This is a genomic window from Nocardia sp. NPDC004151 (assembly GCF_042874235.1).
Lineage (GTDB): Bacteria > Actinomycetota > Actinomycetes > Mycobacteriales > Mycobacteriaceae > Nocardia.
In genome coordinates this window covers 65,819-78,779 of record NZ_JBIAMR010000021.1, presented here as the reverse complement: position 1 = coordinate 78,779, position 12,961 = coordinate 65,819, and the positions used below count along the sequence as shown (strand labels likewise).

Below are 12,961 nucleotides of genomic sequence, written 5' to 3'. Positions count from 1 at the left end.
GTCAGGCGTTGGCAACCGGGTAGTAGCCGGAAGCTGAACGGCGAGTGCCGATTCCAGCGGGGGCGCGGCAATGCGGAACCGCCGCGCCCCCATCCCGAATCACACGAATTCGTCCTGTTCACCACGGGATTCCATATGCTCGAGAATCCGCGCGATGCTGATATCGATGTAACCCGCGAGCTTTCGGCCGTCCATACCGATCGCGGACTTCGACTCCTGGTCGTGATCGATCACATAGCGGCCGTCGCCGGGCAGATCCCGCCACTCCAGCCGCGTCATCGCGACGCCTCGCGGACCGTACTTCGACCGCGCCTGCAGGATTTGCATCCGCCCGGCCTGATCGGTCGGGGTGGACAGAAACCGCAGACCGGGCGTCTCGACGGATTCCTCGAAACTGTCGAAGGCCGAAGCACGCGGCGCCTCATAGGGATCCACGACCACCGGCTCGTCCACGATCGGAATCGCGGGCGACCGTCCGCCCGGCACCTCCGGAAGCTGCGCCACCAACAGTTGCGCCAACTCCTCCGGCTCGCACTCGATCAGCGTGACGCCGGTGCTGTGCTCGAGCGACTCACCGGGCTGCTGCACGAGCACACAGGCGCGGCGACCACGGCGGACCCCGTGCACCCGCACATACGCCTCCGGGTTGTCTCGGTCCGCGTCCTTCCAGCCGTAAACCACCACGATCACCTCGGGGTGGGCGACCGCTTCGAACACAGGCCGGAACGTCGAGTCGAGTCGTTGATCGAGCTCGTCCTCCGCTGCCCACAGCTGCCGGCGATATTCGTCGGCATCACTTGTCCGGCAGGTGTACACGAACGGCGCGGGCGTCGAACCCTCCCGATACCGATTGCACAGCACCTTGAACTCGAGGTCGGTGAACTGCCAGGTCATGGCTCGACCACCGCGGACCCCTCAGCGGCCGGCGCGGCCGGATGCGCGATCTCGCGGAAGAAGTCCACCACCTCGCGTACCGGGTCGGTGCCGGCGACGGACGCGGACGCGGCCACCGCGCCCTCGGCGGACCCTGCCGCCACACCGGCCTCCGGCATCACGAAACCGGTGTCGACACCGGCCCGCGGGCCGAACAGATTCGTCAGACCTCCGAACGGATCCGCCATCGCGTGACCCACCATCGGGGACGCGGCGGCGCTACCCATCCGAGCGGTGTCGCCGGGCAACCCGGCCGCGGGGGCGGCGGGCGCGGCAGGCGTGTCCGGGGTCAGGCCGAGCAGGTGCGACAGCTGCGACAGCTTCGCCGGGTCCTTCTCGATCGCCGCGAACGCCGAGGTCACCCTGTCCTCCGGCACGCCCAGCAGATTCGCCAGCGTGGACATGTCGCTCGAGTGCACGGCGGCCTGCAACTGCTGGAGCAATTGCGGCAACTGCTGCGAGAGCGCCGACATACCCGTGGTCATGCCCGAAGCCAGCTGGGTCAGCGCACTGGTCAGCTGCGACATGTCGGAGTTGCCCGAGCCGTTCGGCGAAGTGCCCTGCGGCGTATTCGTGTTGGGGTTGCCGCCATTGCCACCGGAACCGTTCGGGTTCGAACCGTTGGGATTGGAGCCGTTGGGGTTGGACCCGTTCGGGTTCTGCTGGTTCGGCTTCTGCTGGTTCGGCTTCTGCTGGTTCGGCTTCTGCTGGTTGTTGCCGTTCTTGTCGTTCTTGTTGTGCTGGTCGTTCTTCTTGTCGTGGTTGCCGTTCCCGCCGCCCTGGTTGCCGCCACCACCGTGGTTGCCACCACCCTGGTTGCCGCCGCCTTGATTGCCGCCGCCCTGATTGCCACCACCCTGATTGCCACCACCCTGGCGATCGCCCGGCTTATCCCCAGGCTTATCTCCGGGCTTGTCCCCAGGCTTATCGCCCGGTTTATCGCCGGGCTTGTCCCCAGGCTTATCGCCCGGCTTGTCTCCTGGCTTATCCCCCGGTTTGTCCACCGGCGGGTTGACGACCGGCCAGGGCCCCGCAACCGTTCGCGGCGACGGCACGCCGGGCAGTGCACCGGCGGTCTGATCGAGGCCTTTACCGTAGTGCTGCTCGTAAAGGTCGCGCTTGTGCTCGAGACTCTGATCGCCGACCGCGCGATCCGGATCCGGAGGCGTCGGGCTCGTCGGCATCACGTGTTTGGTCCACAGCATCCAGCGGCTGACATACCTCATGACTTGGGCCGAGTAGTCGAGAGTGTCGATCAGGGGCTGGAAGTCCTCGTAATAGCGCTGCACAGCATTCTGCGCTTCCACGGCGCCGTCGCTGAACCACTCGCTCTGCAGAGCCTGCACTTCGGTCTTGTAGTTGTTGAGCGAGGTCTCGACGCGCGACTTCAACAGCTTGTACAGCTCATACGCGTTGTTGTACGGGTCCGGGGACAACGAGGTGCCGAGCGAGTACAGCATTCCCCATTGCATGTGGTCCTTGGGCTCCGCGGAAACCGAGACGGGATCCTTGGCCTTGCCCTTGTCCTGGACCCAGTTCTTCAGCTTGTCCGGGTAGTTGTCCTCGGCGGAGTTCGTACCCGCGTAGGGCGATGACTTGTGGGGAATGTCGATGCGCACGTCTTTCGACTGGTCCTTGGCGGGACCGTCCGGCGCTTTGGTGTTCAGGCGGCCCAACACTTCCGCCGACAGGTGATCGGTATTGACATAGGCCCGGCCCGCGGCGTTGAACGTCTCGATCATGTCCCGCAGGATCGCGACGTGGGTGGTCATCGCGTCCGAGTAGTGCTCGCCCATCTTCCCGAGGGCCGCGGCCAGCTTGCGCCCCGAGTCGAGATTGCCGATATTGCCGACGTATTTGAGATTGCCGTCGATGATCCCCTGGTAGTACAGCAGCTCTTCGATCAGCTTCGCCGCGGCTTTCGCGCCCTTCTCGGCCGCGCCCGGCTCGAACTCCAGCTTGCCGGTACCAGCCTTCTCCCACAGGCTCGGAAAAGCCGTGTGGTCCTTGCCCTTGTACTTCTCACTGTTGTCAGGTGCCATCGTTAACTACTGTCCACTCCGCCTCTGCCCGCTGAAGGTTCCAGCACAGCCTACGTTCGTGAACTCGCCATGGCGCGCAATGAAATTCACGGTCGGTCTGCCAAGATGGTTGCCGTGCGGATACTGGTGCAACGAGCGAGCGCGGCGCAGGTGACGGTGGACGGCGAGGTGGTCGGGCGGATCGATCCCGCCGCGCACGGTGCGCCGCACGGACTCGTGGCGCTGGTGGGGGTGACGCACACCGATACCGAGGCCACGGCGAAGGCGCTGGCGGACAAGCTCTTCCGGCTGCGGATCCTCGACGGCGAGCGTTCCGCGGCCGATCTGGGCGCCCCGGTGCTGGTCATCAGCCAGTTCACCCTCTACGCCGACACCACCAAGGGCCGGCGGCCGTCCTGGAATCAGGCCGCGCCCGGCGCGGTCGCCGAACCGCTCGTGCAGGTTTTCGCCGCGGCGCTGCGCGAACTCGGCGCCACCGTCGCCACCGGTCGTTTCGGCGCGCACATGCACGTCGAACTCGTCAACGACGGGCCGGTCACCCTCCTGCTGGAGGGCTGAAATCCGCGATCAGCGGACCCACTTGGAGGTCAGGCCCGCGACGATGGAGCCGTCGAGGTCCGAGAGGCTGTCGGCTACGAAGGAGCGGGCGTAGTCCGAGGTTTGCCAGCGGAAGACGACCGGATAGGCGGTGAGGGCCGACATGACGACGTCTGCGACCTGGGCGGCGGTTTGGGCGGTGCTGTACGCGCCGCGGGTGCGGTTGATGTAAGCCTGCAGTGCGGGGGCGTAGGGGCCGGCGGCGTCGATCGCGGCGGGGATGTCGATGCGGGCGTTGGTGACGAATTCCGTTGTCACAGCCCCGGGTTCGATGACGCTCACGCCGACGCCGACCGTGGCGGCCACCGGCTCGAGGCTCTGCATGAAGCCTTCGACCGCGAACTTCGCCGCGCAGTAGGCCTCGTTGAACGGCTGGCCGACCGCGCCGCCGACGCTCGTCACCGTCACCAGACGGCCCTTCGACGCGCGCAGGTGCGGCATGGCGGCCTTGGTCACCTCGACCACGCCGAAGTAGTTGACCTCCATGGACCGTCGGATGTCCTCCATCGGCAGGTGCTCGACGGTGCCCAGCACCGAGATCCCGGCATTGTTGACCACGGCGTCGAGACGGCCGTAGTCGGCGACCACGCCCGCCAGGCAGTCGGCGATGGAGGCCGAGTCGGTGACATCCAACTGCCGGACGTCAGCCTCGGTGTCCCGGACCGGCCCGGCTTTGTCCAGGTTGCGCAGGGTCGCGACGGTCTTGTACCCGGCCCGGACCGCCGCGGCGGCGACCGCCAGCCCGATACCGGTGGAAGTCCCGGTGATGAGAACAACCTTGTCGGCCATTGCCTCATAGAACCAGGGCCTGGACCCGACCTCGGGGTGCCACGCCCAAGGGAATCAGCGAGCGGCAGGTCCGAGGCGGCCGGTAGCTCAGGATTCGCGGGCCGGGGTCACCAGGGCGGCGATCAGACCGATGGCGCCCAGCACCAGGATCACGCCGGGCCAGACCCAGCTGGTGGTCAGCACCAGGGCCAGCACACCGAGCAGCAGGGTGAAGGCGGCCGGGACCAGGCTGCGGATATCGCGGTTCATGGCGTCACTTCCCGGACTTGAAGGAATTCGCTTGGCAGACAGCTCGAATCGAGACGGTAGCGGCGTCGAGTTCCTCGTCCTTGACCCAGTGGAAACCCGACCCGGTGAACCCTGACAACTTCTTGCCGTCCGCGCGGACACCCGACTGGTCGTCGCCGCGGAAGTTGCGGGCGGCGTCACGCAGATCCTTCACCGAGTGGGTCGACTTCTGCACCGCCGAAAGCTTGTCGCGCCAGCCGGATCACTGCGGGGGTGGGACGAACATGACCGTGCCGGCCACGAACGCGTAGACGGCTCGCGATCGCGGATCGACGGCCGAACCTACGAGCGACTTCATACCCGTCTCGATCGAGGCGTCGCTCAGGCGACGTTCCGCGAGTTCGACGATCAGCAACTGGTAGCCGTCCCGACCGTTGTCGGCGACATACGCGACGTGCCTCACGGGATCCACGCCGATCGAACCGGATGCGCCCACCACCCGGAGCGTGGCGTCGACGGTCCGAGTCACGGTATCGGCGAGACGGATCGCGTCACTGCCGACCAGGACGAGAGTATTCGCGGTGAGATCCGCGGCGATCCGGAGCAGACCGGCATCTGGGACGGTGATCTGTCCCGCAACCTGATTCGATGCCAAGTCGACCACGATGACGCCGTTTTCGCTCCCTCGCACCTGGTCGTAGCGCGACCCCGCGACATAGGCGACCCGGGTAGCCGGGTCGATCACCACCTCCCCGGCGGACGTCCCGAACTCGAACGACGCGACCACGGCCGCGGACCGCGGATCGATCACCGAAAGTGTCGCTGCCGCATTGATGTTCACCGTCTTCGGGTCCAGCTGGTACCCGAGAAACCGCTCATTCGTGACGTACACCCGGTGGGTGCCCGGATCGACCGCCACACCCCGCCCTTCCGCACCGGTCTCGATCGTGGCGACCACGCCGTTCGTCGTGGTGTCCACCACCCACAGCACCGCCCGAATCGTGGAATCCGCATGACCCCGATCACCCTGCGACTCCACGTACAGCCGGTGCAGCTCCGGATCGAGCGCGATCCCCACGATCTCGTCCTGGAAGGAAATCGTGCTGACCACGGTGCGATTCGCGGTATCGACCACCGCTACGGACTTGGCCATATCGTCCGCCACGTACAGCCGTCCGGCCGCGCTGTCGACCACCCCCTGCTTGGCCCCTGCCTCACGCCCCACCGAGACCGCGGGGTAGTCCGGCGCGGCACGCCGGCCACCACCCATGGCGACCACGACTCCGACGGCTACGACGATGACCACCAGGACCGCGAAAATGATCAGTGAGAGATTCGAACTCGAGTTCCGCCGACCCACCGGGCTCGCCGGTGCGGGACCCGCGAACGGAACCGGCTGCGGCACCGTCTGTTTCACGCGCTGGTCCGCACACAGGGGCCGAAATGCCTGCTGTACCAATGGATTGTGCGCGGCGGCCCCCGCCAGATACAGCGCATGGATGTCGTCCGGCGAGGTGATACCGGCGCCGCGCAGGACATCGACCGCGGCACTCACCACCGGCGGCAGGCCCGACTCCGTGAGATCCGCGGCGGAAACCGGTGGGAGGTCGCGAGAGTCGATCACCCGTGTCGAGCCATCCGCCGACACTGTCAGCAGCGCGACGGTCAACGCGGCCGAACCGAAGTCGATCACCGCGATCCGCGAACCCGCCGGGGCCGGAGCGATTCCGGCGGCCAGGCCGGACACACCGATACCCGTCAAGACAATCCCCTCCCCTGGACCACTGCGACCTCGATCGTAACCCGCGCAAACGACCGCACCCGCCTCGGCGGGGCCGAGGCGGGTGCGGAAGCGGATTGCGGCGGAGGGTTACTCCGGACGGAGCGTCAGGATGCGGGGACCGTTCTCGGTCACCGCGACCGTGTGCTCCCAGTGCGCGGCACGGGAACCGTCATCGGTGACGACGGTCCAATGATCGTCCAGCTCATGGGTTTCCGTGGTGCCGAGGGTGAGCATGGGCTCGATGGCCAGGACCGAGCCGACGCGCAGCTCAGGACCCTTGCCGGGAGCGCCCTCGTTCGGCAGGAAGGGATCCATGTGCATCTCACGGCCGATGGCGTGGCCGCCGTAGCCGGAGACGATGCCGTACTTGCGGCCGTGCAACTTCTCCGCGGCGTAGGTGCCCTGCTCGATGGCGTGCGAGACGTCCGAGAGGCGGTTGCCGGGGATCATGGCGGCGATGCCGGCCTCCATCGAGAGCTTGGTCGCCTCGCTGAGCAGGCGGTCCGCCTCGATGATGGTGCCGACGCCGAAGGTCCACGCCGAGTCGCCGTGCCAGCCGTCGAGGATGGCGCCGCAGTCGATGGAGACCAGATCGCCCTCGGACAGGATGTCGCCCTTGGACGGGATGCCGTGCACCACACGGTCGTTCACCGACGAGCAGATCGAACCCGGGAAGCCGTGGTAGCCCTTGAACGACGGGATCGCGTTGGCCTCACGGATGACCTGCTCGGCCACCTCATCCAGCTCCAGGGTCGAGACCCCGGGCTTGGCGGCAGCGCGCACCGCCACCAGCGCGCGGCCGACGATAGCGCCGGCCGCCGCCATGGCATCCAGTTCACCGGCGGTGCGGAAAGGCACCACCCGCTTGCTCTTACGGCCGAAGACCATTCAGCGGCCCAGGGCCTTGAGCGCGTTCGCGTTGACATCCTCGATCTCGCCGACGCCCTCGACCGACACGACCTGGCCGTCGTAGTGCACCAGCAGCGGCTCGGTCTCCTCGCGGTAGACGCGCATGCGGTTGCGGATGACCTCTTCGGTGTCGTCGCCACGGCCGCGGGCCAGCATGCGCTCGACCACCACGTCCTCGTCGACCACGAAGGACAGCACGGCGTCGAGCTCCTTGCCCATGCCCTTCAGCATCTTCTCCAGCGCCTCGGCCTGATCCACGGTGCGCGGGTAGCCGTCCAGGATGAAGCCGTTGACGGCATCCGGCTCGGCGATACGGGCCTCGACCATGCGGTTGGTCACGTCCGACGGCACCAGGTTGCCGGCGTCGATGTACCCCTGGGCTTCCTTGCCCAGCGCGGTCTGCTGGTCGATGTTCGTGCGAAACAGGGCTCCAGTGGAGATGTGCGGAACACCGAGCTTTTCCGACAACAGTTCGGCCTGGGTGCCTTTACCGGCGCCCGGCGGTCCGAGCAGTACGAGTCTCACTTCAGGAACCCTTCGTAGTTTCGGTTCATCAACTGGCTCTCGATTTGCTTCACGGTATCGAGGCCGACGCTCACAATGATCAGCACCGCGGTACCACCGAACGGCAGATTCGTCACGCCGCCGGAGGCCCCGATCCCGAGGAGCAGGTTCGGCAGAACAGCGACAGCACCGAGGTAGATGGAGCCGGGGAGGGTGATCCGGCTCAGGACATAGTTCAGGTAATCGGCGGTCGGCTTGCCCGGCCGGTAGCCCGGGATGAAGCCGCCGAACTTCTTCATCTCGTCCGCGCGCTCCTCCGGGTTGAAGGTGATCGCGACGTAGAAGTAGGTGAAGAACACGATCAGGGCGAAGTAGATCGCCACGTAGACCGGGTTGCTCGGGTTGACCAGATACTTCTGGATCAGCTCCTGCCACTTGGCCGGATTGCCCGTGCTCTTCTGGGTCAGCTGCGCCAGCAGGTTCGGCAGGTACAGCAGCGAGGACGCGAAGATCACCGGGATGACACCCGCCTGATTGACCTTCAGCGGCAGATAGGTCGAGGAACCGCCGTACATCTTCCGGCCGACCACGCGCTTGGCGTACTGCACCGGAATCCGGCGCTGGCCCTGCTCGACGAAGATGACGCCGACGATGACCACCAGGGCGGCCGCGCAGACCAGGGCGAAGATGCCCACGCCGCGGCTGTCCCAGATCATCTTGCCCTCGGAGGGGATACGGGCGGCGATACCCGCGAAGATCAACAGCGACATGCCGTTACCGATGCCGCGCTCGGTGATCTGCTCACCGAACCACATGACCAGGGCCGCGCCCGCGGTCATGACCAGCACGATGATGATCATGCCGAAGATAGAGGTGTCGTCGAGAATGTCCTTGGGGCAGCCACGCAGCAGCTGACCGCGGGAGGCGAGCGCGACCAGACCGGTCGACTGCAGGATCGCCAGCGCCACGGACAGATAGCGCGTGTACTGGGTCATCTTGTTCTGACCCGCTTGACCCTCTTTTCGCAGTTCCTCGAACCGCGGGATCACGACGGTCAACAGCTGGATGATGATGCTGGCCGTGATGTACGGCATGATGCCGATCGCGAACACGGACAGCTGCAGCAGCGCGCCGCCGGAGAAGAGGTTGATCAGCTGGTAGATGCCGGCGGAGTCACCGCCGTTGACCAGATTGACGCACTCTTGAACGTTCTTGTAACTGACGCCCGGCGAAGGCAGCGACGCACCGAGCCGGTAGAGCGCGATCAGTCCCAGCGTGAAGAGAATCTTCCGCCGTAAGTCCGGGGTCCGGAAAGCCGACACGAAGGCGGAAAGCACAGATCCTCCTGGCTAACGACATAGGTCAGGCCACGGATTCAGCGAAAGAACGCCGAGAACCATGACGGGGTGTTGGCAGACAACACTTGAACTTTAACAGCGGCACCGGGCGAGCTCGCGACTCGCCCGGTGCCGTTGCTACTTCAGGTTACCGTCAGGCCAGCTCGGTGGCAGTGCCACCCGCTGCGGCGATCTTCTCCTTGGCGGAGCCGGAGAACTTGTCGGCCGAAACCTGCACGGCCACAGCGATTTCGCCCTCGCCGAGCACCTTCACGAGCTCGTTCTTGCGAACGAGGCCGTTGGCGACCAGCTCGGCCTTGCCGATGGTTCCGCCCTGAGGGAACACGCGGGCGATGTCACCGACGTTCACGACCTGGTACTCGGTGCGGAACGGGTTGGTGAAGCCCTTGAGCTTGGGCAGACGCATGTGAATCGGCATCTGACCGCCCTCGAAGCGGACGGGGACGTTCTTGCGAGCCTTCGTACCCTTGGTACCGCGGCCCGCGGTCTTACCCTTGGAGCCCTCACCGCGACCCACACGGGTCTTCTCGGTCTTGGCACCCGGGGCAGGACGCAGGTGATGCAACTTGATGGTCATGCTTAGACCTCCTCAACTTCCACGAGGTGGCGCACGACGTTGATCAGGCCGCGGTTCTGCGCGTTGTCCTCACGCGTCACGGACTGGCGGATCTTGCGCAGCCCGAGGGTGCGCAGCGACTCGCGCTGATTCGCCTTGGCGCCGATGCTGGACTTGACCTGGGTCACTTTCAGCTGTGCCATATCAGACTCCCTGTCCCGCGCGCGCACGCAGCATGCCAGCCGGGGCCACGTCCTCGATCGGCAGGCCACGACGGGCCGCGACCTCTTCGGGACGCTGCAGCATCTTCAGAGCCGCAACCGTGGCGTGCACGACGTTGATGGCGTTGTCGCTACCGAGCGACTTGGCCAGAACATCATGGATGCCGGCGCACTCCAGAACGGCACGGCACGCGCCACCGGCGATCACACCGGTACCGGGCGAAGCCGGACGCAGCATGACGACACCGGCAGCCGCCTCACCCTGAACCGGGTGGGTGACCGTGGAGCCGATCATCGGAACGCGGAAGAAGTTCTTGCGAGCCTCTTCGACACCCTTCTGGATGGCCGCGGGAACTTCCTTGGCCTTGCCGTAGCCGACGCCGACGAGACCGTTGCCGTCACCGACGATCACGAGGGCGGTGAAGCTGAAGCGACGACCACCCTTCACGACCTTGGAGACACGGTTGATCGCGACGACGCGCTCGAGCTGGTTCTTCTCGGCGGCATTGTCCCGGCGATCGCTACCGCCGCGGCGGTCGCGACCGCCACCACGCTGATCGCGGTTGTCGCTGCCACTGTTCTGTCCGGCGGGACCGTTGCTTCCGCCGTCACGCCGCTGACGTCCCGGCATCAGACGTTCCCTTCGTTCGCAGTGTTGATCATCAGAACTTCAGCCCACCTTCACGGGCGGCATCGGCGAGAGCCGCGATACGGCCGTGGTAGTCGTGACCACCACGGTCGAACACGACCGCCTCGACGCCGGCAGCCTTGGCACGGGCGGCGATGAGCTCGCCGACCTTGGCGCCCTTGGCGGACTTGTCACCCTCGAGCGCGCGCACATCGGCCTCGATGGTCGACGCGGCGGCAATGGTCTTGCCGGCCGAATCGTCGATCAGCTGGGCGTGCAGGTGGCGCGCGGAGCGGTTGACCACCAGGCGCGGACGCTCGGTGGTGCCGACGACCTTCTTGCGCAGACGGAAGTGACGACGCGTCTTCGACAGGCGGCGCGAGGTCGAGGCGTCCTTGCCGATCGGCTTACGAGCGGCCTTCTGCTTTTCGGTTTGTGCCATGGCTTACTTACCCGTCTTTCCGACCTTGCGGCGAACGACCTCGCCGGCGTAGCGGATGCCCTTGCCCTTGTACGGATCGGGCTTACGCAGGCCGTGGATCACCGCGGCGATCTGGCCGACCTTCTGCTTGTCGATGCCGGACACCGAGAACTTGGTCGGGGACTCCACCGCGAAGGTGATGCCCTCGGGGGCGTCGACCGGAACCGGGTGGCTGTAGCCCAGGGCGAACTCGAGGTTCGAGCCCTTGGCGGCGACACGGTAACCGACGCCGAAGATTTCCATCTTCTTCTCGTAACCCTTGGTGACGCCCTCGATCATGTTGCTGATCAGGGTGCGGGTCAGGCCGTGCAGCGAGCGGTTCTGACGCTCGTCGTTCGGACGAACGACCTCGAGCTCACCGGACTCAGCCCGGGCGACGGTGATCGGCTCGGCGACAACGTGGGACAGGGTGCCCTTGGAACCCTTGACCGTCACGTTCTGGCCGTCGATGGTCACCTCGACGCCGGCGGGAACCGGGATCGGCTTCTTACCGATACGCGACATTGTTCCTACCTCCCTTACCAGACGTAGGCGAGGACTTCGCCGCCCACGCCCTGCTGCTTGGCCTGACGGTCAGTGAGCAGACCGGAGGACGTGGAGATAATCGCCACGCCGAGGCCGCCGAGCACCTTGGGCAGGTTGGTGGACTTCGCGTAAACCCGGAGGCCCGGCTTCGACACGCGGCGCACACCCTGCAGGGAGCGCTCACGGCTCGGGCCGTACTTCAGGTCGACGATCAGGTTCTTGCCGACGGGCGCATCTTCGACGCGGAAGTCGGCGATGTAGCCCTCGCGCTTGAGGATCTCGGCGATGTTCACCTTGAGCTTCGAGTGCGGCGCCTTCACCTGATCGTGGTACGCCGAGTTGGCGTTGCGCAGACGGGTCAAGAAGTCTGCGATGGGATCAGTCATGGTCATGTGTTTGACCGGTACCTTCCTGCCGCGGTTCCCATTCAGCACCGTCTGAGATCGGCGGTCGTGGGCCTACGACAATTCGGGGCGGTCCAGCCGGGAACGCCCGACCGGATGAATCGCTTGCGCCCGGAGCAACGCCGCACGCGAGAACGCGTGCGGACACAGCTGTGCCCGAGCAACCGGTCTAGTGTAGACAACCCCTGATCAGCGACCAAATCGAGGTCCGCGTCACATCAACGGGGCGACCCGAGGCAGTAGACCTTCGGCATGATCTCGCCGGCCTGTTGATAGGAGTAGCTGGCAATGGAGCCCGCGACGCGGTCGCAGAAGGACTTGTCGAGGACCGAGCTGAGGATCTTGTACTTGGCGTCGGGGGCGGTGCAGGCGGTGATCTCGACGTCGTTGGCGCCGGTCTTCTTCAGGCAGTCGCCGACCTTCGCGTTGTCGATCGTGCGCGTCGCGTCGGAATCCTTTGCGATCAAACAGAATACGATGCCCGTACCGAACGCACCGATGCCCTTCTTGGCCTCGAGCAGGTAGCTGTAGGTGGTCTGGGTGCCCGCGACGTTCTTGCACGCCGAATCGGTCATGAACTCGGAGCCGTCGGGGCGGGCCAGGACGCGGTAGACAGCGGTAGGGTCGGTGCACGGCGCCTTCTGCACGGCACTGCCCTTGGTGTCGGTGAGACAGTCACCCTTCTGAGCCGCATTCGCCGCGCGAGCCGGGTCGGCGCCCTTGATCCCGACGCAGATCGACCCACTGCCCTTGTCCGTATATACGTACTCGGTACCCGGCACATCCACGCACCGGTTGTGCGGCTTGTCGCTCCCCGCCCGGTCGAGCACCACGAACCCGGCGTCCGACGAGGAACACGACACCTCGTCGAACCCCTCGTCCCCGCTCTTCTTCAGACAGTCCCCCTGGCTGACACCATTCGCGGAGCCGTCGATCAGCCCGCACCCGCCGGTGAACAACGCCAGCAAGACGGCCGCCGCAGCCACGATCCAGCGCATACGGA

Annotated in this window: 17 protein-coding genes; 1 reads left to right on the top strand and 16 read right to left on the bottom strand. The window is 66.0% G+C overall.

The genetic code is table 11. The annotated features are described in order from the left end of the window. Nucleotides 1–99 precede the first annotated feature (99 nt). Together ACFYTS_RS33355 and ACFYTS_RS33350 are read right to left on the bottom strand one after the other, a co-directional pair. A complete protein-coding gene (locus ACFYTS_RS33355; protein WP_387309312.1) occupies nt 100–894 on the bottom strand; it encodes an ESX secretion-associated protein EspG in 795 nt (264 codons plus the stop codon). Then, entirely contained in the window at nt 891–2,975 is a 2,085-nt protein-coding gene (locus ACFYTS_RS33350) for a hypothetical protein (RefSeq protein WP_387309311.1), read from the bottom strand. The genes ACFYTS_RS33355 and ACFYTS_RS33350 overlap by 4 nt, the downstream gene beginning before the upstream one ends. A 114-nt stretch (nt 2,976–3,089) precedes the next feature. On the opposite strand from ACFYTS_RS33350, the gene dtd reads away from it, so the two are divergent. After that, nucleotides 3,090–3,533, top strand: a complete 444-nt coding sequence (dtd, locus tag ACFYTS_RS33345; protein WP_387309310.1) for a D-aminoacyl-tRNA deacylase — start codon at nt 3,090–3,092, stop codon at nt 3,531–3,533. Nucleotides 3,534–3,542: 9 nt separating this feature from the next. Here the strand turns inward: dtd and ACFYTS_RS33340 are convergent, their stop codons facing one another. The 14 genes from ACFYTS_RS33340 to ACFYTS_RS33275 all read right to left on the bottom strand — a co-directional run bounded on the left by ACFYTS_RS33340 (nt 3,543) and on the right by ACFYTS_RS33275 (nt 12,956). Beyond that, nucleotides 3,543–4,361: an SDR family NAD(P)-dependent oxidoreductase gene (locus ACFYTS_RS33340; protein WP_387309309.1), complete on the bottom strand. Its 819-nt coding sequence runs from the start codon at nt 4,359–4,361 to the stop codon at nt 3,543–3,545. Between the two features lie 87 nt (nt 4,362–4,448). Further along, nucleotides 4,449–4,610 (bottom strand): hypothetical protein, encoded by a 162-nt coding sequence (locus tag ACFYTS_RS33335; RefSeq protein WP_387309308.1) that lies wholly within the window; start codon nt 4,608–4,610, stop codon nt 4,449–4,451. Between the two features lie 4 nt (nt 4,611–4,614). Continuing rightward, nucleotides 4,615–4,824, bottom strand: a complete 210-nt coding sequence (locus tag ACFYTS_RS33330; protein WP_387309307.1) for a hypothetical protein — start codon at nt 4,822–4,824, stop codon at nt 4,615–4,617. Between the two features lie 27 nt (nt 4,825–4,851). Next, nucleotides 4,852–6,351 carry a YncE family protein gene (locus ACFYTS_RS33325; protein ID WP_387309306.1) on the bottom strand — a complete coding sequence of 500 codons (1,500 nt, stop codon included), beginning with the start codon at nt 6,349–6,351 and terminating at the stop codon, nt 4,852–4,854. 108 nt (nt 6,352–6,459) lie between these two features. Then, complete coding sequence (gene map, locus ACFYTS_RS33320; protein ID WP_357285170.1) at nt 6,460–7,260, bottom strand: type I methionyl aminopeptidase; 801 nt, start codon at nt 7,258–7,260, stop codon at nt 6,460–6,462. Continuing rightward, on the bottom strand, nt 7,261–7,806 hold the full coding sequence (locus tag ACFYTS_RS33315; RefSeq protein ID WP_357285167.1) for an adenylate kinase: 546 nt from the start codon (nt 7,804–7,806) through the stop codon (nt 7,261–7,263). Next, nucleotides 7,803–9,122, bottom strand: a complete 1,320-nt coding sequence (gene secY / locus ACFYTS_RS33310) for a preprotein translocase subunit SecY (protein WP_357089100.1) — start codon at nt 9,120–9,122, stop codon at nt 7,803–7,805. The genes ACFYTS_RS33315 and secY overlap by 4 nt, the downstream gene beginning before the upstream one ends. A 154-nt stretch (nt 9,123–9,276) precedes the next feature. Beyond that, nucleotides 9,277–9,720, bottom strand: a complete 444-nt coding sequence (rplO, locus tag ACFYTS_RS33305) for a 50S ribosomal protein L15 (RefSeq protein WP_357285164.1) — start codon at nt 9,718–9,720, stop codon at nt 9,277–9,279. 2 nt (nt 9,721–9,722) lie between these two features. Continuing rightward, complete coding sequence (rpmD, locus tag ACFYTS_RS33300; RefSeq protein ID WP_040804320.1) at nt 9,723–9,902, bottom strand: 50S ribosomal protein L30; 180 nt, start codon at nt 9,900–9,902, stop codon at nt 9,723–9,725. Between the two features lies 1 nt (nt 9,903). Next, entirely contained in the window at nt 9,904–10,551 is a 648-nt protein-coding gene (gene rpsE / locus ACFYTS_RS33295) for a 30S ribosomal protein S5 (RefSeq protein ID WP_357285161.1), read from the bottom strand. Nucleotides 10,552–10,582: 31 nt separating this feature from the next. Next, complete coding sequence (gene rplR, locus ACFYTS_RS33290; protein ID WP_357089108.1) at nt 10,583–10,990, bottom strand: 50S ribosomal protein L18; 408 nt, start codon at nt 10,988–10,990, stop codon at nt 10,583–10,585. Between the two features lie 3 nt (nt 10,991–10,993). Then, nucleotides 10,994–11,533, bottom strand: coding sequence for a 50S ribosomal protein L6 (gene rplF, locus ACFYTS_RS33285; RefSeq protein WP_033087353.1), 540 nt, complete (start codon nt 11,531–11,533; stop codon nt 10,994–10,996). A gap of 14 nt (nt 11,534–11,547) precedes the next feature. Further along, nucleotides 11,548–11,946, bottom strand: coding sequence for a 30S ribosomal protein S8 (gene rpsH, locus ACFYTS_RS33280; protein WP_213558035.1), 399 nt, complete (start codon nt 11,944–11,946; stop codon nt 11,548–11,550). A gap of 230 nt (nt 11,947–12,176) precedes the next feature. After that, the gene (locus ACFYTS_RS33275; protein ID WP_387309305.1) at nt 12,177–12,956 is read right to left on the bottom strand and encodes a hypothetical protein; all 780 of its coding nucleotides are present in this window, start codon (nt 12,954–12,956) and stop codon (nt 12,177–12,179) included. Nucleotides 12,957–12,961 lie beyond the last annotated feature (5 nt).

Excerpts from the sequence above, each read along its gene's own strand:
- rplR (WP_357089108.1), bottom strand. The coding sequence starts at position 10,990 with ATGGCACAAACCGAAAAGCAGAAGGCCGCTCGTAAGCCGATCGGCAAG.
- rpsE (WP_357285161.1), bottom strand. The coding sequence starts at position 10,551 with ATGCCGGGACGTCAGCGGCGTGACGGCGGAAGCAACGGTCCCGCCGGA.
- rplF (WP_033087353.1), bottom strand. The coding sequence starts at position 11,533 with ATGTCGCGTATCGGTAAGAAGCCGATCCCGGTTCCCGCCGGCGTCGAG.
- ACFYTS_RS33340 (WP_387309309.1), bottom strand. The coding sequence starts at position 4,361 with ATGGCCGACAAGGTTGTTCTCATCACCGGGACTTCCACCGGTATCGGG.
- map (WP_357285170.1), bottom strand. The coding sequence starts at position 7,260 with ATGGTCTTCGGCCGTAAGAGCAAGCGGGTGGTGCCTTTCCGCACCGCC.
- rpsH (WP_213558035.1), bottom strand. The coding sequence starts at position 11,946 with ATGACCATGACTGATCCCATCGCAGACTTCTTGACCCGTCTGCGCAAC.
- ACFYTS_RS33275 (WP_387309305.1), bottom strand. The coding sequence starts at position 12,956 with ATGCGCTGGATCGTGGCTGCGGCGGCCGTCTTGCTGGCGTTGTTCACC.
- ACFYTS_RS33350 (WP_387309311.1), bottom strand. The coding sequence starts at position 2,975 with ATGGCACCTGACAACAGTGAGAAGTACAAGGGCAAGGACCACACGGCT.
- ACFYTS_RS33355 (WP_387309312.1), bottom strand. The coding sequence starts at position 894 with ATGACCTGGCAGTTCACCGACCTCGAGTTCAAGGTGCTGTGCAATCGG.
- rpmD (WP_040804320.1), bottom strand. The coding sequence starts at position 9,902 with ATGGCACAGCTGAAAGTGACCCAGGTCAAGTCCAGCATCGGCGCCAAG.
- rplO (WP_357285164.1), bottom strand. The coding sequence starts at position 9,720 with ATGACCATCAAGTTGCATCACCTGCGTCCTGCCCCGGGTGCCAAGACC.
- ACFYTS_RS33335 (WP_387309308.1), bottom strand. The coding sequence starts at position 4,610 with ATGAACCGCGATATCCGCAGCCTGGTCCCGGCCGCCTTCACCCTGCTG.